Below are 16759 nucleotides of genomic sequence, written 5' to 3' on the forward strand. Positions count from 1 at the left end.
AAGCGGTGTGTCATTGAGCATAAATCTGGCTGACACGACGCCTTCGCGAGCAAGCCCGCTCCCACAGGGGTTATGTATTGCCTGGGAGGTCAGCGGTAGTCGTCAACCGGCACACACGCACAAAACAGGTTCCGATCTCCATATACATTGTCCACCCGGTTCACCACCGGCCAGTATTTGTGAGCCTTGGTATGCGCGTCCGGCGTGACGGCTTGCTCGATGCTGTACGGTCGCTCCCACACGCCGGTGATATCGGCCAGCGTATGCGGCGCACCTTTCAACGGGTTTTCTTCTGCCGGCCAGTTACCGTTCTGCACCTCGTTGATTTCCGCGCGGATGCTCAGCATCGCCCCGATAAACCTGTCCAGCTCCGCCTTCGATTCACTTTCGGTCGGTTCGACCATCAGCGTCCCCGGCACCGGGAACGACATGGTCGGGGCGTGGAAGCCGTAGTCCATCAGGCGCTTGGCGACGTCCTCTTCGGTGATGCCGGTCAACGCCTTGAGCGGTCGCAGGTCGAGGATGCATTCGTGGGCTACCCGTTCATTACGCCCGGTGTAGAGCACCGGAAAGGCACCGGACAAATGCCGCGCCAGATAATTCGCAGCAAGGATCGCCACTTCGCTGGCGTCCGCCAGTTGCGGCCCCATCATGGCGATGTACATCCAGCTGATCGGCAGAATGCTTGCACTGCCCCAGGGCGCCGCACTGACGGCGCCATTCTGCGGCTGCGGCCCGTCGATCGGCACCACCGGATGGTTGGCCACGAACGGCGCCAGATGCGCCCGTACTCCGATCGGCCCCATGCCCGGACCGCCGCCACCATGGGGAATGCAGAAGGTCTTGTGCAGGTTCATGTGCGAGACATCGGCGCCAATATCCGCCGGCCGCGCCAGCCCGACCTGGGCGTTGAGGTTGGCGCCATCCATGTACACCTGACCGCCATGCTGGTGGATCACTTCACAGATTTCGCTGATGCCTTCCTCATACACGCCATGGGTCGAAGGATAGGTCGCCATCAGGCAGGCGAGTTTGTCGGCGGCCTGCGCGGCTTTTTCCTTGAGGTCATCCAGGTCGACGTTGCCCGCCTCGTCACACTCGACGATCACCACGCGCATCCCGGCCATTTGCGCCGACGCGGGATTGGTGCCGTGCGCCGACGAAGGAATCAGGCAGATATCGCGGCCGCCCTGTTGCCGGCTCTCATGGTATTTGCGAATCGCCAGCAGGCCGGCGTATTCGCCTTGGGCACCGGAGTTGGGCTGCATGCAGATTGCATCGAAACCGGTGATCGCGCACAACCAGCGCTCCAGTTCCTCGATCATCAGCCCGTATCCGGCGGCCTGCTCTTTCGGCACGAACGGGTGCAGGTTGGCGAACTGCGGCCAGGTGATCGGGATCATCTCGCTGGTGGCGTTGAGCTTCATGGTGCAGGAGCCCAGCGGGATCATCGATTGATTGAGCGCCAGGTCCTTGTTTTCCAGTTGCTTGAGGTAGCGCAGCATCTCGGTTTCGCTGTGATGGGCGCTGAATACCGGATGGCGCAGATAAGGCGAAGTTCGCACCAACCCTTGGGGAATTCCGCCAGGCAGGACTTCGGCATCCAGGTCCTCGATACTGAGCCCGTGATCGGCCCCCAGAAACACGTCGAACAGCTTCGCCACGGTGGTTTCGTCGCAGGTCTCGTCGAGACTCAAGCCCAGTTCGCCGCGCCCGAGAATGCGCAGGTTGATCTGCGCGGCCCGGGCACTTTCGATGATCGCGGTCTGGGTGCCGCCGACTTCCAGCGTCAGGGTGTCGAAGAAGTGCCGGTTGACCCGGGTGATACCCTTGCGCTCAAGCCCGGCGGCCAGGATGCAGGTCAGCCGGTGAACCCGCTGGGCGATCCGCTTGAGTCCTTCCGGGCCGTGGTAGATCGCATAGAAACTGGCGATATTGGCCAGCAGCACCTGGGCCGTGCAGATGTTGGAGTTGGCCTTCTCCCGGCGGATGTGTTGCTCGCGGGTTTGCAGGGCCATGCGCAGGGCGGTGTTGCCCCGCGCATCTTTCGAAACACCGATGATCCGCCCTGGAATCGCCCGTTTGTACTCATCGCGGCTGGCAAAAAATGCCGCATGCGGCCCGCCGTAGCCCATGGGCACGCCAAATCGCTGGGACGAGCCGAACACCACATCGGCGCCCAGTTCACCCGGCGGGGTCAGCAACAACAGGCTCAGCAAATCCGTGGCGACACAGGCCAGGGCCTGTTGCGCGTGCAGGTGATCGATCAGCGGCCGCAGGTCGTGGATCTCGCCGTGGGTGTCAGGGTATTGCAGCAGCGCGCCGAACACCTGGTGCTGCTTCAAGTTATCCACAGCGTCGACGATCAGCTCGAAGCCGAAACCTTCGGCGCGGGTCTGCACCACGGAAATGGTTTGCGGGTGACAGTTTTCGTCGACAAAGAACAGATTGCTTTTGGACTTGGCGACCCGCTTGGCCAGGGCCATGGCTTCCGCCGCGGCGGTGGCCTCATCGAGCAGCGAGGCGTTGGCCAGTTCCAGACCGGTCAGATCGATGGTCATTTGCTGGAAGTTCAGCAGCGCTTCGAGCCGCCCTTGGGCGATCTCCGGTTGATAGGGTGTGTACGCGGTGTACCAACCGGGATTTTCCAGCACGTTACGCAGAATGACCGCCGGTGTGAGGGTACCGTGGTAGCCCATGCCGATCAGGCTGGTCCATACCTGGTTCTGCTCGGCATAACCACGCAGCTTGGCCAGGGCGGCCTCTTCATCGAGCGCCGGGGGCAGGTCCAGCGCCCGGTTGAGGCGGATGCCTGGCGGCACGGTTTGCTCGATCAATTCGACCCGGCTGCCCAGGCCAAGGCTGTCGAGCATCGCCTGTTGCTCGGCGGCATCGGGTCCTAGGTGGCGGCGCAGAAAGGCATTGGGGTCGTGTAACTGGCTCAGGGACGGCAACTGGGACATGACGGGCTCTCTCTTGACTGGCGCTCAGCGTCGATGCAACACGGTCAAACCAGCATAGCAGTCGATCTTCGCGTGGATGGCGTGGCGTCGTCAGCCAATCCGGCTCCGCCACCCCGGTGTTTGCCGACATAGACCCGGTGACGCGCAAAGGATGCGGCCCAGGCACGGGCGACTTTCATGGCGCAGATGCAGGCATTGGGGGTCTGGATCGGGATCGGCTATCACTACCCACCGATTCACCTGTTGAGCCTTTACCGCGAGCGCGGTTTTAAGGAGGGCATGTTCACGGCGATGAGCAAAGCCGTCTTGCGGTCTTGACTGTAGGAGCTGCCGCAGGCTGCGATCTTTTGACTTTGATTTTAAAAACAAAGGCAAAAGATCGCAGCCTGCGGCAATTCCTACGGGGGGGCGAGTATTACTCGCCGATGGCGGCCTTGTAGCCGGCGGCATCCAGCAGTTTTTCCAGATCGGCGGTGTTGCTTGGCTTGAGCTTGAAGATCCACGCGCCGTACGGGTCGCTGTTGAGCAGTTCCGGCGAAGCGCTCAGGTCTTCATTGACCGCGATCACTTCACCGGCAATCGGGGAGTAGATATCGGAAGCGGCTTTAACCGATTCAACGACACCCGCCTGATCTTCAGCGGCAAACACGTTGCCGACTTCGGTCAGCTCGACGAACACCACATCACCCAGCGCTTCCTGCGCGTGATCGCTGATGCCCACGGTGACGGTGCCATCGGCTTCCAGACGTGCCCATTCGTGACTTTCGGCAAAACGCAGGTCGGCAGGGATATTGCTCATGTTCTGTGTCCTCAGGAAATTGTCAGCGGTCGTTAACCGCTGGAAAAGATTAGATCAAGGTTTTGCCGTGGCGTACGAAGGTCGGTTTGACCACCCGGACCGGGTACCACTTGCCACGAATTTCCACTTCAGCGCGGTCTGCAGTTGCCATCGGCACGCGCGCCAGTGCTATCGACTTGCTAAGCGTAGGAGAGAAACTACCACTGGTGATCTCCCCTTCGCCAACATCGGCGATGCGCACGACCTGATGAGCGCGTAAAACACCGCGTTCCTCAAGGACCAGACCGACCAGTTTGTGCTGTACACCAGCGGCTTGCTCGGTTTCCAGGGCCTTGCGCCCGATGAACTGCCGGGTGGCAGGTTCCCAGGCGATGGTCCAGGCCATATTGGAGGCCAGGGGTGAAACATCTTGCTGGATATCCTGACCGTAAAGGTTCATGCCGGCTTCGACCCGCAAGGTATCCCGCGCGCCAAGACCGATGGGAGAAATCCCGGCACCGACCAGATCGTTGAAGAACCCGGGTGCCTGATCCGCCGGCAGAATGATTTCCAGGCCGTCTTCGCCGGTATAACCGGTGCGCGCGATGAACCAGTCACCATCGGGCAGGCCTTCGAAGGGCTTGAGGAGCTGGATCAGGTTGCCGCGAGACTGGTTGACCAGCTCGGCAATTTTTTGTCGGGCGTGAGGCCCCTGGATGGCCAGCATCGCCAACTCGGAACGCTCGCGAAGCTGCACGTCGAAACCGTCGAGACGCGCTTGCATCCAGGCCATGTCCTGATCGCGAGTGGAGGCATTGACCACCAGGCGATAGCCCTCGTCGAGACGGTAGACGATCATGTCGTCGACGATGCCGCCTTGCTCGTTGAGCATGGTGCTGTATAACGCACGGCCGGAGCTGTGCAGGCGTTCGACATCATTGGCCAGCAAATGCTGAAGCCAGGCTTTGGCCTGGGGGCCGCCGACGTCGATAACGGTCATGTGGGATACATCGAAGACACCGCAATCGCGGCGCACCTGATGGTGTTCCTCGACCTGCGATCCATAATGCAGAGGCATGTCCCAACCGCCAAAATCGACCATCTTTGCGCCGAGCGCGAGATGAAGGTCATACAGAGGCGTACGCTGTCCCATGGGTTTCTCCTTCCGGGCGTGGCGAAGGTGCGGGCAAGTGCTGCACGGACTGAATGCCTTGAAACAAAAGGCCTTTAGCCGATTTCAGCTACCTGGTCTGTCAGACGGACCGCACCGAATGCCGCGCATTGTAGCCGCAAGGTGTAGGACTGACACCTAGCTGTTTCGATGCGCAGAGCGCCGGATCAATCCGATGACCGGCAGCAGCCCGACCAGCACCAGGGTCAACGCTGGCAAAGATGCCCTCGCCCATTCTCCTTCGCTGGTCATTTCAAAGATCCGCACCGCCAGCGTGTCCCAGCCAAACGGGCGCATCAGCAGGGTCGCGGGCATTTCCTTGAGCACGTCGACGAACACCAGCAGCGCCGCGCTCAAGGTGCCGGGCAACAACAACGGTAGATACACTTTGAAAAACAGTCGCGGCCCACTGACGCCAAGGCTACGTGCCGCTTCGGGCAAAGATGGCCGTATACGCGCCAGACTGCTTTCCAGTGGTCCGTAGGCCACCGCAATGAAGCGCACCAGATAGGCCAGCAACAACGCTGACAGACTGCCCAGCAGCAGCGGCTTGCCCGCGCCACCGAGCCAGCTCGAGAGCGGGATCACCAGCTCGCGATCCAGGTAACTGAACGCCAGCATGATCGACACCGCCAGCACCGAGCCCGGCAAGGCGTAACCCAGATTGGCCAGACTGACCCCGGAACGAATGACCCGGGTGGGCGCCAGGCGTCGGGCAAACGCCAGCAACAAGGCGACGCTGACGGTGATCAACGCCGCCATCGCCCCCAGGTACAAGGTATGGACGATCAACCCGGTGTAGCGCTCGTCGAGATCGAAGCGCCCGCGCTGCCAGAACCACACCGCCAATTGCAGCATCGGGATAACGAAAGCGCAGGCAAACACCAGACCGCACCAGGTCGAGGCCGCCAGAGCCTTCAAGCCCCGCAGGTGGTACAGCGCCTTGACCCGTGGCCGCTCGTTGCCCGCCCGGTTGGCCCCGCGAGCACGCCGTTCGCCGTAGAGCACGAGCATCACCACCAGCAGCAACAAGCTGGCCAGTTGCGCGGCGGAAGACAGACTGAAAAAACCGTACCAGGTCTTGTAGATGGCCGTGGTGAAGGTATCGAAGTTGAACACCGACACGGCGCCGAAATCCGCCAGGGTTTCCATCAGCGCCAATGCCACACCCGCACCGATGGCTGGCCGCGCCATGGGCAATGCCACGCGCCAGAACGCTTGCCAGGGCGATTGACCCAGGACCCGCGCCGCTTCCATCAGGCCTTTGCCCTGGGCGAGGAAGGCCGTGCGGGCGAGCAGATACACATAGGGATAGAAAACCAGCACCAGCACCACAATCACCCCGCCCGTGGAGCGCACGCGCGGCAGTCGCAGACCGCTGCCGAACCATTCGCGCAGCAGGGTTTGCACGGGCCCGGCAAAATCCAGCAGGCCGACGAAGACGAAGGCCAGCACATAGGCCGGAATCGCGAAGGGCAGCATCAGCGCCCAGTCCAGCCAGCGCCGGCCGGGGAATTCGCAAAGGCTGGTAAGCCAGGCAAGGCTGACACCCAGCAGGGTGACACCCACACCAACGCCGAACACTAGCGTCAGCGTGTTGCCCAGCAAGCGCGGCATCTGCGTATCCCACAGGTGGGACCAGATTTGAACGTCGATGGTTTGCCAGGAAAGCAGCAAGACGCTCAGGGGCAACAGGACCAGCGCAGCGATGGCGAAGACGACGGGATACCAGCGGCGTTGGGCGGGGTGGGCCACAGGCTTGGTTCTCTACTATTAATGGGTGAAATCGACACTGTAGGAGCGAGCTTGCTCGCGAAAAACGTCAACGATAACGCAGGGAGCCTGACGGTCCGCGGTGCCCTGACGCTCATCGCAAGCAAGCTCGCTCCTACGGAGTCAAAAGCACGGGGCACTTAAACAAAACGCCCCGCATGGGCGGGGCGCAGTATAACGGTCGATTTAGTTCCAGCCAGCCTTGTCCATCAGGCGAATCGCCTCAGCCTGGCGCTTGCCGGCGATTTCCACAGGCAAGGTATCAGCGATGAACTTGCCCCATGCGGCGACTTCAGCCGATGGCTGCACGGCCGGGTTGGCCGGGAACTCCTGGTTCACGTCGGCAAAGATTTTCTGCGCTTCAGGCGTGGTCATCCACTCCACCAGGGCCTTGGCCGCTTCTGGGTGTGGCGCGTGTTGGGTCAGGCCGATACCCGACAGGTTGATGTGTACGCCACGGTCGGCCTGGTTCGGCCAGAACAGTTTCACCGGCAGATCCGGCTTCTGCTTGTGCAGGCGGCCGTAATAGTAGGTGTTGACGATGCCAACATCGCACTGGCCGGCATTGATCGCTTCAAGCACCGCGGTGTCGTCGGAGAATACGTCAGTAGACAGGTTCTTGACCCAGCCCTTGAGGATTTCCTCGGTCTTGCCGGCGCCGTGCACTTCGATCATGGTCGCGGTCAGGGACTGGTTGTAAACCTTCTTCGCCGAACGCAGGCACAGGCGGCCTTCCCATTGCTTGTCGGCCAGTGCTTCGTAGGTGGTCAGTTCGCCCGGCTTCACACGGTCAGTGGAGTAGGCAATGGTCCGCGCCCGCAGGCTCAAGCCGGTCCAGGCGTGGGAGGCTGCCCGGTACTGCAGCGGAATGTTGGCGTCGATGGTTTTCGAGGTGAACGGCTGGAGGATGCCCATCTGCTCGGCTTGCCAGAGGTTGCCGGCATCGACGGTCAGCAGCAGGTCGGCCGGCGTATTCGCGCCCTCGGCCTTGAGCCGCTGCATCAGCGGCGCTTCCTTGTCGGTGATGAACTTCACCTTCACGCCAGTCTTGGCGGTGTAGGCATCGAATACTGGCTTGATCAGCTCGTCGATACGCGAGGAGTAGACCACCACCTCATCAGCGGCCTGGGCGGCGGTGCTGCCGATCAGGGTCAGGGCCAGTGCAGTCAGTAGACGCTTCGGTGCCAACATGGGAGCGGTCTCTCGATTGGAAAATGAGGGCAAATGATAAGGACTCACATTTAGCTTCTCAATCGAAGCTGATCGCGGAGGCGTTACTGGATGTTGCGACGCCTGGAATTTTTGGTGCTTGTGCTGACGCCTTCGCGGGCAAGCCCGCTCCCACAGTGGCCGGTGTCGTTCACAAATCCCGTGCCCAAAGCGATACCTGTGGGAGCGGGCTTGCCCGCGAAGAGGCCAGTAGCCTCTATGCAGAACTCAGGGCTTGGCCAGCGCCGGCAAATCCCCGGTCAACCCCAGCGCTTCACGCACGAACAAGGCCTTGGCCTCGGGCATCTTCTCAACCATTTTCAACCCGGTATTACGCAACCAGCGCACCGGTAACGGATCCGCCTGGAACAAGCGCTCGAAGCCCTCCATCGCCGCCATCAGTGCCAAGTTATGGGGCATGCGCCGACGCTCGTAACGGCTGAGGACTTTCACATCCGCCAGGCGTTCGCCACGGGTTGCCGCTTGCAGCAACACTTCGGCCAGCACGGCGGCATCGAGGAATCCGAGGTTCACACCCTGCCCGGCCAACGGGTGAATGGTGTGGGCCGCGTCGCCGATCAACGCCAGGCCTTCGGCCACATAACGCTTGGCATGCCGCTGGCGCAGAGGCACACACAGGCGCGGGTCGGCGCTGAGCACTTCACCGAGCCGCCCCTCAAAGGCTCGCTCCAGTGCCTTGCAGAAACCCTGATCATCCATCGCCATCAAGCGTTCGGCTTCGCCGGGTGTGGTCGACCAGACGATCGAGCACCAATCCTGTTCGCCGTCGCGCTCCAGTGGCAGAAACGCCAACGGACCGTTGTCGGTGAAGCGCTGCCAGGCCGTCATCTGATGCGGCTTGGCGCAACGCACGCTGGTGACGATGGCATGGTGCAGATAATCCCATTCGCGGGTCGCGACCCCGGCCAGGCGCCGCACGGCCGAGTTAGCGCCATCCGCTGCGATCACCAGCGGTGCGCGCAGGGTGCGGCCATCGGCCAGGGTCAGCAGCCAGTCATCGCCCGAGCGGCGCATCTGTTCCAGCCGTGCATTGGCCAACAACCCCAGGTCACAGTCGTGCAGGCGCTCGAGCAAGGCATCCTGGACCACTCGGTTTTCGACGATATGCCCCAGCACCTCGGCATGCACGCTGGCCGCCGAGAAGTGAATTTGCCCGGTGCCGCTGCCATCCCAGACCTGCATGTCGGTGTAGGGGCTGCTGCGCCGCCCGGCGATGCCGTCCCAGACGCCAAGGCGTTCAAGAATCCGCTGGCTGGCAGCCGACAAGGCGCTCACCCGCGGCTCAAACGCGGCCTGAGCGTTGAAGGGTTTGACACTCATGGGGCTGCCGTCCAGCAGCAGGACTTCCAGCCCGCTGTTCTGCAACGCCAGCGCCAGGGCGCTGCCGACCATTCCGGCCCCGACAATCAGCAGATCTGCGCGCATTTCCATGCTTTAAGCCTGTCTCTCTTGCGGCTTGAGCCGCACGTAAAGGGTTTTCCCGACCCGCGCCACCAGGTGGCCGACGCCGTCATGAATGTCGACCTGCAAGTACGGCAGGTTTTTTATCAATCGTGCCCCGCCAAACCGGCGGATCAGCCAGCTACGCATCCGGTCGCGTCCCCAACCCCATCGCCTGTCGGGCAAACCAGCGTTTGGCCGGTGGCAACAGGTCGAGGCCGAGCAAGCCGATGTTGCGACCCAGGGACACCAGCGGCTGGGTACTGCCGAACAGGCGCGTGACCTGATCGGAGAAGCCCACTGTGAGGTCCTGATCTAGACGCTGATGCTCGCGATAGGCCTGCAAGGTAGCGAAGTCGCCCAAGGGTTTATCGCTGGCGAGCAAGGCATCGGCCAGGGCCTGGGCATCGCGCAGGGACAGGTTGAACCCCTGACCGGCAATCGGATGCAGGCTGTGCGCCGCGTTGCCGAGCACCGCCAGATGCGGGCGCACCTGTTCTTCGGCCTCGACCAGTGTCAGCGGATACAGATGTCGTGCACCGACCTGCTTCAACGTACCGAGGCGATAACCGAAGACACCCTGCAATTCACTGAGGAAACTGCGCTCATCGAGGGCTGCCAGGCGTTGCGCGTCCATGCCCAGGCGGGTCCAGACCAGTGCACAGCGGTTTTCCGGCAGCGGCAGTAACGCCATCGGGCCTTCGTCGGTGAAACGCTCGAAGGCCATGCCGTTGTGGGCCTCGCTCGGGGTGATATTGGCGATCAGCGCGCTCTGGTTGTACGGACGCTTGCGGATGCCGATCCCCAGTTGCTCGCGCAGGCCGGAGCGGCCGCCGTCAGCGAGCACCGCGAGGTCGCACTCAAGGGTGGTTTCATCATTGAGGGTCAGGCGATAGCCATCGGTCAGCGGCTCCATGCGGGTGACTTCCGCCGGGCAACGCCAGCTGATCACGTCCTTGTCCAGGCCTTGCCACAGGCATTGGCCGAGCCAGGCGTTTTCAACGACATAACCCAGCGCCGGAACACCCTCTTCCATCGCCGACAAGCGCGCCGTCGAGAATCGACCACGGTCGGAAACATGAATCTGCTTGATCGGCTCGGCGCGGCGGGAAACTTCCTGCCAGACGCCCAGGCGTTGGTAAATCTGCCGCGAGCCAAAGGACAGCGCCGAAGAACGAGCGTCGTAACTCGGTTGCCAGGTGTCCCCCGGGGCGAACGGCTCGATCAGCACGATCTTCCAGCCTCGGGCCTTGGCGCCAGCCTGCAAGGCCAGCGCCAGACTCGCACCGACCAGCCCGCCACCAATGATTGCCAGGTTGACTCGACTCATGCCGCTTGTGTCCGTGCTTGCGCCATCAGGGCCTCGATTTCGCTGACGGTTTTCGGCACGCCGCCCGTCAATATTTCACAGCCGGTTCTGGTGACCACTACGTCGTCCTCGATGCGCACGCCAATGCCACGCCATTTCTTCGCCACGCTCTGGTTGTCCGGAGCAATGTAGATCCCCGGCTCCACGGTCAACGCCATGCCGACCTCCAGTACGCGCCACTCGCCGCCGACCTTGTATTCGCCGACATCGTGCACATCCATGCCCAGCCAATGGCCGGCGCGGTGCATGTAAAACGCCTTGTAGGCTTCGCTGGCGATCAGTTCGTCAACGTCACCCTGGAGCAAACCCAGCTTGACCAGCCCGGCCGTGATGACCCGGACCGTGGCCTCGTGCGCCTGGTTCCAGTGTTTGTTCGGCGCGATCTCGGCGAACGCCGCTTCCTGGGAGGCCAGCACCAATTCGTAAATCGCTTTCTGCTCCGCTGAATACTTGCCGCTGACCGGAAAGGTCCGGGTGATGTCGCTGGCGTAACAGTCGATCTCGCACCCGGCGTCGATCAGCACCAGGTCACCGTCCTTGAGCAGCGCGTCATTCTGCTGGTAATGCAGGATGCAACTGTTGCGCCCCGCCGCGACGATCGACCCGTAGGCCGGCATCTTCGCCCCGCCCTTGCGGAATTCGTAATCGAGCTCGGCTTCCAGGCTGAATTCGTGCAACCCGGCGCGACAGGCCTGCATTGCCCGTACGTGCGCCTGGGCGGAAATCCGCGCCGCCTCGCGCATCACTTTCACTTCTGCCGCCGATTTATACAGGCGCATGTCGTGCAGCAGATGATCCAGGGCAACGAATTCGTTCGGCGGCTGGGCACCGAGGTTGGCCTTGGAGCGGATCACGTTGATCCATTCCATCAGGTGGCGGTCGAATTCGGGGTTGCTGCCCATGGCCGAATACACCCGGTCACGGCCTTCGATCAGGCCCGGCAGGATGTCGTCGATATCGGTGATGGGAAAGGCGTCGTCGGCGCCGAAGTCGCGAATCGCGCCTTCCTGCCCGGCACGCAGACCATCCCACAATTCGCGCTCGGCGTTGCGTTCGCGGCAGAACAGGATGTATTCGCCATGCACACGCCCAGGCATCAGCACCAATACCGCCTGGGGCTCAGGGAAGCCGCTGAGGTACTGGAAGTCGCTGTCCTGGCGATAGACGTGCTCGACGTCGCGGTTACGAATGGCCACCGCGGCGGCGGGCAGGATGGCGATGCTGTTGGGTTCCATCTGCGCCATCAGGGCCTTGCGGCGACGGCTGTATTCCGATTTCGGGATGTGGATCATGGGCAGATGGCGTTCCCTGGCAAACGATTAGTGCAGCGACGGTTTGGCGGCGGCCGGCACGTCTTTCTTGGTCTCGGAGAACAGCAGCAGCGGCGCGACGCGCAGGTACTCCATGACCTCCATATAGTCGTTTTCGCCGTCGTCGGACTCTTCCAGCGCATCTTGCACCTGGGAGATGGCCGCCAGATCCTGCAGCACTTCGGTGGCCTCGGTGCTCAGGGCGCTGCTGTCACGGCAGTTCAATCCGAAACCGCTGAGGAAACCCTGGCACCATTGGCCCAGGGCGGCGGCACGCTCGGTGAGCGGAGCGTCGTCGGTCGGCAGCAGCAGAACGACGGTCACGTCATCGCCGGTGAGCTCGCCTTTTACCATCTCTTGCAAGCCGATCAGGGCGTTGCGAACGTTGTCCTGCGGCTCGCTTTCGAGCAGTTCGGCGGCGTCTATCAGCCAGCCTTCGGCGTCGAAACCGGCGCCTGCGCAGCTGCGGCCGAGCAACAGGCCGTGCAGTTCAGCAGGCGAGACGTTGTAACCGCTGGAAGTCAGCAGGGTGGCGAAGCCTTGGTACGGGGAATTCTGAATGGTCATGGGCAGCTAGGCGCCAGACGGCGCTATGTCTAGAATGAAGGCCTTGTATCCTACATCGACTACCCCTGTAGGAGCGAGCTTGCTCGCGATGAACCCGAGAACGCCGCGGGTTGTCAGGGATCCAGCGTTATCGTTGGCGACCATCGCGAGCAAGCTCGCTCCTACAGTCCAATACCCATCAGACAGTGAAGACAATGGAAGACACCGACCTGCAAGCGCTGATGGCCAGACTCGAATTGCTGATTACCCGAGTCGAGCAACTTAAGAGTCAAAATGGACTCTTACTAGCTCAGGAAAAGACCTGGCGCGAGGAACGCGCGCATCTCATTGAAAAAAACGAAATCGCCCGGCGTAAGGTCGAGTCGATGATTTCGCGCCTCAAGGCCCTGGAGCAAGACTCATGAGTTCAAGCAATAGCGTCACCGTGCAGATTCTCGACAAAGAGTATTCGATCATCTGCCCTCAGGAAGAGCGCAGTAACCTGGTCAGCGCCGCCCGTTATCTGGACGGCAAGATGCGCGAGATCCGCAGCAGCGGCAAAGTCATCGGCGCCGACCGTATCGCCGTGATGGCTGCGCTGAACATCACCCACGACCTGCTGCACAAGGAAGATCGCCCGGACGTTCAGGTCAGCGGCTCGACCCGTGAGCAGGTTCGCGACCTGCTCGATCGCGTCGATCTGGTCCTGGCGACCGATCCGGACGTCACCAAAGGCTGATTCGCGTCGCCGCTTGCGGTATACTGCACTCACTCCCTGGGGTGTTTGCCAGTTGGCGATGTCCCTGAGCCGATTTGCTATACCCTGGAGGTTGCACGTTGGGCTGGTGTGCATGTCCGCTAGACGGAAAGCCTTAAAGCCTACTGCATCTTCCACCTTGAACTTTCGGGTTCAAGGGCTAAGTCGACAGCGACACATTCGGGGAGCCTGATTCCAGTCCAATGCCGGTTTAAATACCGGCATTGGCGTTTTTGCGGGTACGCTTTGTGTATCCGTCCTGCAGAAGTCCGAATCCATGACCGAACCTGCGCTGCTTCCCCGCCCGCAACTTCGACGCATGCTGCGCAAGGCCCGTCGCGCACTGACACCCAGTCAGCAGCGCCAGGCCGCTCGCGGGCTGTATAAGCAATTGGCCCAGCAACCGCTGTTCCGCCGCGCCAGACACATCTCGCTTTATCTGCCGACCGACGGTGAAATCGATCCGCGCCTGTTGCTGCGTGCCGCACAGCGCCGGGGCAAGGCCACCTATCTGCCGGTGCTGAGTGCCTGGCCGCGAACCAAAATGGTATTCCAGCGCATCCGGCCCGGGGAAAAACTCAAACCCAACCGCTTCCGCATTCTCGAACCTCGGGCCAACCTCGCCCGGCAACGCAGAATCTGGGCGCTGGACCTGGTGTTGTTGCCATTGGTGGGGTTTGACGATGTTGGCGGACGCCTGGGGATGGGCGGCGGCTTCTACGATCGGAGCCTGGCCTATCTGGCGCGCCGCAATGACTGGCGCAAGCCGACGCTGTTGGGGCTGGCACATGAGTGTCAGAAGGTGGAGCGATTGGCTCAGGCGAGCTGGGATGTGCCGCTGCAGGGAACAGTGACAGACAAAGCCTGGTATTACGCAGGCTAGGCGCCACTTCGATCAGCGACGCCGGGACAACAGGATCAGCGCTTGAAGGCGGTCGACTGTTGCTGCAACTGGGCGAGCTCGACCGGTGCATCGGTCTTGCTGGCCCACAGGCTTTGGGCATAGCCGGTGGTCACGACGCCAAGGCCAAACAAAATGACCAAAATCCATAGTAAATCCGGTTTGCGTTTCATCGATTGCCCCCCAAAGGCAGATCTACACGATGACAGCAGCGGTTTCCGTTTGTAGGCCGTGCAGCAGCGTCAAGCTTTAAAGGCCGGCATTTTGCGACAACGTGAACCGCTGCGCAAATGCTGACGTCAACCGACTGTCGGTTTGTCATAAAATTGCCGACAAGTTGCTCAATCACCACGCAAGGAGCAAAAGACATGGCCTATTGGCTGATGAAATCCGAGCCCGACGAACTCTCGATCAAAGGGCTGGAAAAGCTCGGCAAAGCGCGCTGGGACGGGGTTCGCAACTATCAGGCACGCAACTTCCTGCGGGCCATGGCCGTAGGGGATGAGTTCTTTTTCTATCATTCCAGCTGCCCGGAGCCGGGCATCGCCGGTATCGGCAAGATTGTCGAAGCCGCGTATCCGGACCCGACGGCGCTGGAACCTGAAAGTCATTACTACGACCCGAAGGCAACGGCGGAGAAAAACGCCTGGAGCGCGATCGATGTCGCCCATGTCGAGACGTTTGCCAGGGTGCTGAAGCTGGATTACCTGAAGCAGCAGACGGCGCTGGCCGAATTGCCGCTGGTGCAGAAAGGTTCGCGACTGTCGGTGATGCCGGTGACGCCGGAGCAGTGGGCGGCGGTGATCGCTTTAAAGCCTTGAGTTGTTCATCGCCTGGACTGGCCTCTTCGCGAGCAAGCCCGCTCCCACAGGGTTCTGAGGTGGACATGTGATTGTGCTTCAACACAAAACCACTGTGGGAGCGGCGGTGCGACGATTCGACTTGCTCGCGAAGAGGCCGGTACAGGCGCCAGAAGACTTACTGGATGATCAGATTGTTGAACAACAAATCCTCAACCACCGGCTTGCCGGTTTCGTCGCTCATCACCTGCTGGGTCTGTTTCAGGGCTTCCTGACGCAGCTTTTCCTTGGCCTCGACATTGTTCATCGTCTCGGTGGTCTGCTGGGCGAACAGCGCGACCAATTGATTGCGAATCAACGGTTCATTGGCCTTCACCGCCTTGGCAGCCTCGTCACCGGTCACCCGCAACGCCACATCAGCCTTGTAGACTTTCAGTTTCGGCGTGCCATCCAGGCCGTAGTTGCCCACGAACGGCGGGCTCAGGGTGATGTAACTGACCTTCGGAGCGGTATCTTCTTTGGCTTCCTCGGCCACCGCTGCCACAGGCAGGGACAGGGCCAGCAACAACATGATCCACGCTTTCACAATTCACTCCTTATCCGGTTTGCGGCCTAGCATAACGACCCGCCATGCAAGCACAAGCTTATGGCTGACTATCAGGGCCGGGCATGCTCGTTGACCCTTCGACCCACACACCTACACTTATCGGCCATCACTCCCAAAGGAATAGCCCTGATGAAAGCCGTGCTGTGCAAAGCCTTCGGCCCTGCCGAATCGCTGGTGCTGGAAGACGTCGCCAGTCCTGTCGCGAAGAAGAATGAAATCCTGCTGGACGTGCACGCCGCCGGGGTCAATTTCCCCGACACGCTGATCATCGAGGGCAAGTACCAGTTCAAGCCGCCCTTCCCGTTTTCTCCGGGTGGCGAAGCGGCCGGCGTGGTCCGCGAAGTCGGCGAGAAGGTCAGCCACCTGAAAGTCGGTGACCGGGTCATGGCCCTGACCGGCTGGGGCAGCTTTGCCGAACAGGTCGCCGTGCCGGGCTACAACGTGTTACCCATTCCGCCATCCATGGACTTCAACACCGCCGCCGCCTTCAGCATGACCTACGGCACCTCGATGCACGCCCTCAAGCAGCGCGGCAACCTGCAACCGGGCGAAACCCTGCTGGTGCTGGGTGCCTCCGGCGGTGTCGGCCTGGCGGCGGTGGAAATCGGCAAAGCCATGGGCGCCCGGGTGATTGCCGCGGCCAGCAGCGCGGAAAAACTCGCCGTGGCCAAGGCCGCCGGCGCCGATGAACTGATCAACTACAGCGAAACCAGCCTCAAGGACGAAATCAAGCGCCTGACCGATGGCCAGGGCGCCGACGTGATCTACGACCCGGTGGGCGGCGACCTGTTCGACCAGGCCATCCGCGCCATCGCCTGGAACGGTCGCCTTTTGGTGGTCGGCTTCGCCAGCGGGCGAATCCCCGAATTGCCGGTCAACCTGGCGCTGCTCAAAGGCGCAGCAGTGCTCGGTGTGTTCTGGGGCTCATTCGCCCAACGCCAGCCGCAGGACAACGCGGCGAACTTCCAGCAGCTGTTTGACTGGTTTGCCGAAGGCAAGCTGAAGCCGCTGGTGTCGCAGGTGTATCCACTGGGCAATGCGGCGCAGGCGATCAACGATCTTGGCCAGCGTAAAGCAGTCGGGAAAGTGGTGGTGCAGGTTCGCTGAATCCGGC

Annotated in this window: 16 protein-coding genes, 1 other RNA gene and 2 pseudogenes; 7 read left to right on the plus strand and 12 right to left on the minus strand. The window is 61.6% G+C overall.

What is annotated here, in order from left to right; genetic code table 11:
• Positions 1-89: 89 nt before the first annotated feature.
• Complete coding sequence (gene gcvP / locus KSS91_RS27675; RefSeq protein WP_217836668.1) at positions 90-2963, minus strand: aminomethyl-transferring glycine dehydrogenase; 2874 nt, start codon at positions 2961-2963, stop codon at positions 90-92.
• 147 nt (positions 2964-3110) lie between these two features.
• Between gcvP and KSS91_RS27680 the strand changes: the two are divergent.
• Positions 3111-3248: pseudogene (locus tag KSS91_RS27680) on the plus strand (DegT/DnrJ/EryC1/StrS aminotransferase family protein); the annotation flags it as partial.
• Positions 3249-3378: 130 nt separating this feature from the next.
• Here KSS91_RS27680 and gcvH read toward each other — a convergent pair.
• The 9 genes and pseudogenes from gcvH to KSS91_RS27725 all read right to left on the minus strand — a co-directional run bounded on the left by gcvH (position 3379) and on the right by KSS91_RS27725 (position 12601).
• The gene (gene gcvH / locus KSS91_RS27685; protein ID WP_007978918.1) at positions 3379-3762 is read right to left on the minus strand and encodes a glycine cleavage system protein GcvH; all 384 of its coding nucleotides are present in this window, start codon (positions 3760-3762) and stop codon (positions 3379-3381) included.
• 49 nt (positions 3763-3811) lie between these two features.
• Positions 3812-4894: a glycine cleavage system aminomethyltransferase GcvT gene (gene gcvT, locus KSS91_RS27690; RefSeq protein WP_015097297.1), complete on the minus strand. Its 1083-nt coding sequence runs from the start codon at positions 4892-4894 to the stop codon at positions 3812-3814.
• Positions 4895-5050: 156 nt separating this feature from the next.
• Complete coding sequence (locus KSS91_RS27695; protein WP_217836669.1) at positions 5051-6667, minus strand: ABC transporter permease; 1617 nt, start codon at positions 6665-6667, stop codon at positions 5051-5053.
• Positions 6668-6871: 204 nt separating this feature from the next.
• Positions 6872-7876, minus strand: a complete 1005-nt coding sequence (locus KSS91_RS27700; RefSeq protein WP_015097299.1) for an extracellular solute-binding protein — start codon at positions 7874-7876, stop codon at positions 6872-6874.
• Between the two features lie 246 nt (positions 7877-8122).
• Positions 8123-9340, minus strand: a complete 1218-nt coding sequence (locus KSS91_RS27705; RefSeq protein WP_162831824.1) for a 2-octaprenyl-3-methyl-6-methoxy-1,4-benzoquinol hydroxylase — start codon at positions 9338-9340, stop codon at positions 8123-8125.
• A gap of 9 nt (positions 9341-9349) precedes the next feature.
• Positions 9350-9460, minus strand: a pseudogene (locus tag KSS91_RS27710) (tetrameric acyl-CoA thioesterase); the annotation flags it as partial.
• Positions 9461-9497: 37 nt separating this feature from the next.
• On the minus strand, positions 9498-10685 hold the full coding sequence (ubiH, locus tag KSS91_RS27715) for a 2-octaprenyl-6-methoxyphenyl hydroxylase (RefSeq protein WP_217836670.1): 1188 nt from the start codon (positions 10683-10685) through the stop codon (positions 9498-9500).
• Positions 10682-12016: a Xaa-Pro aminopeptidase gene (gene pepP / locus KSS91_RS27720; protein WP_015097302.1), complete on the minus strand. Its 1335-nt coding sequence runs from the start codon at positions 12014-12016 to the stop codon at positions 10682-10684. The genes ubiH and pepP overlap by 4 nt, the downstream gene beginning before the upstream one ends.
• Positions 12017-12043: 27 nt before the next feature.
• Positions 12044-12601 (minus strand): YecA/YgfB family protein, encoded by a 558-nt coding sequence (locus KSS91_RS27725; RefSeq protein WP_015097303.1) that lies wholly within the window; start codon positions 12599-12601, stop codon positions 12044-12046.
• A gap of 194 nt (positions 12602-12795) precedes the next feature.
• Between KSS91_RS27725 and KSS91_RS27730 the strand changes: the two genes are divergently transcribed.
• From KSS91_RS27730 to KSS91_RS27745, 4 genes are all read left to right on the plus strand, one after another.
• Positions 12796-13005 (plus strand): TIGR02449 family protein, encoded by a 210-nt coding sequence (locus KSS91_RS27730; protein ID WP_007982902.1) that lies wholly within the window; start codon positions 12796-12798, stop codon positions 13003-13005.
• Complete coding sequence (locus KSS91_RS27735) at positions 13002-13319, plus strand: cell division protein ZapA (RefSeq protein ID WP_007978902.1); 318 nt, start codon at positions 13002-13004, stop codon at positions 13317-13319. The genes KSS91_RS27730 and KSS91_RS27735 overlap by 4 nt, the downstream gene beginning before the upstream one ends.
• 30 nt (positions 13320-13349) lie before the next feature.
• Positions 13350-13528, plus strand: a non-coding RNA gene (gene ssrS / locus KSS91_RS27740) — 6S RNA.
• An 86-nt stretch (positions 13529-13614) separates the two neighbouring features.
• Positions 13615-14220, plus strand: a complete 606-nt coding sequence (locus KSS91_RS27745) for a 5-formyltetrahydrofolate cyclo-ligase (protein ID WP_007978899.1) — start codon at positions 13615-13617, stop codon at positions 14218-14220.
• 35 nt (positions 14221-14255) lie between these two features.
• Here KSS91_RS27745 and KSS91_RS27750 read toward each other — a convergent pair whose 3' ends face one another.
• A complete protein-coding gene (locus KSS91_RS27750) occupies positions 14256-14411 on the minus strand; it encodes a hypothetical protein (RefSeq protein ID WP_007978897.1) in 156 nt (51 codons plus the stop codon).
• Positions 14412-14606: 195 nt separating this feature from the next.
• On the opposite strand from KSS91_RS27750, the gene KSS91_RS27755 reads away from it, so the two are divergent.
• Positions 14607-15059: an EVE domain-containing protein gene (locus tag KSS91_RS27755; protein ID WP_217836671.1), complete on the plus strand. Its 453-nt coding sequence runs from the start codon at positions 14607-14609 to the stop codon at positions 15057-15059.
• Positions 15060-15216: 157 nt separating this feature from the next.
• Here KSS91_RS27755 and KSS91_RS27760 read toward each other — a convergent pair whose 3' ends face one another.
• Positions 15217-15624, minus strand: a complete 408-nt coding sequence (locus KSS91_RS27760; protein ID WP_095964287.1) for a flagellar basal body-associated protein FliL — start codon at positions 15622-15624, stop codon at positions 15217-15219.
• Between the two features lie 150 nt (positions 15625-15774).
• Here KSS91_RS27760 and KSS91_RS27765 point away from each other — a divergent pair, with 150 nt between their 5' ends.
• On the plus strand, positions 15775-16752 hold the full coding sequence (locus KSS91_RS27765; RefSeq protein ID WP_217836672.1) for an NADPH:quinone oxidoreductase family protein: 978 nt from the start codon (positions 15775-15777) through the stop codon (positions 16750-16752).
• Positions 16753-16759 lie beyond the last annotated feature (7 nt).

The sequence above is a fragment of the Pseudomonas azerbaijanorientalis genome, from assembly GCF_019139795.1.
GTDB classification, from domain to species: Bacteria; Pseudomonadota; Gammaproteobacteria; order Pseudomonadales; family Pseudomonadaceae; genus Aquipseudomonas; species Aquipseudomonas laurylsulfatiphila.

Bases quoted from the DNA above. Each gene is read 5' to 3' on its own strand.
- gcvP (WP_217836668.1), bottom strand. From the start codon at position 2,963: ATGTCCCAGTTGCCGTCCCTGAGCCAGTTACACGACCCCAATGCCTTT.
- gcvH (WP_007978918.1), bottom strand. From the start codon at position 3,762: ATGAGCAATATCCCTGCCGACCTGCGTTTTGCCGAAAGTCACGAATGG.
- gcvT (WP_015097297.1), bottom strand. From the start codon at position 4,894: ATGGGACAGCGTACGCCTCTGTATGACCTTCATCTCGCGCTCGGCGCA.
- KSS91_RS27700 (WP_015097299.1), bottom strand. From the start codon at position 7,876: ATGTTGGCACCGAAGCGTCTACTGACTGCACTGGCCCTGACCCTGATC.
- KSS91_RS27705 (WP_162831824.1), bottom strand. From the start codon at position 9,340: ATGCGCGCAGATCTGCTGATTGTCGGGGCCGGAATGGTCGGCAGCGCC.
- ubiH (WP_217836670.1), bottom strand. From the start codon at position 10,685: ATGAGTCGAGTCAACCTGGCAATCATTGGTGGCGGGCTGGTCGGTGCG.
- pepP (WP_015097302.1), bottom strand. From the start codon at position 12,016: ATGATCCACATCCCGAAATCGGAATACAGCCGTCGCCGCAAGGCCCTG.
- KSS91_RS27725 (WP_015097303.1), bottom strand. From the start codon at position 12,601: ATGACCATTCAGAATTCCCCGTACCAAGGCTTCGCCACCCTGCTGACT.
- KSS91_RS27730 (WP_007982902.1), top strand. From the start codon at position 12,796: ATGGAAGACACCGACCTGCAAGCGCTGATGGCCAGACTCGAATTGCTG.
- KSS91_RS27735 (WP_007978902.1), top strand. From the start codon at position 13,002: ATGAGTTCAAGCAATAGCGTCACCGTGCAGATTCTCGACAAAGAGTAT.
- KSS91_RS27745 (WP_007978899.1), top strand. From the start codon at position 13,615: ATGACCGAACCTGCGCTGCTTCCCCGCCCGCAACTTCGACGCATGCTG.
- KSS91_RS27750 (WP_007978897.1), bottom strand. From the start codon at position 14,411: ATGAAACGCAAACCGGATTTACTATGGATTTTGGTCATTTTGTTTGGC.
- KSS91_RS27755 (WP_217836671.1), top strand. From the start codon at position 14,607: ATGGCCTATTGGCTGATGAAATCCGAGCCCGACGAACTCTCGATCAAA.
- KSS91_RS27765 (WP_217836672.1), top strand. From the start codon at position 15,775: ATGAAAGCCGTGCTGTGCAAAGCCTTCGGCCCTGCCGAATCGCTGGTG.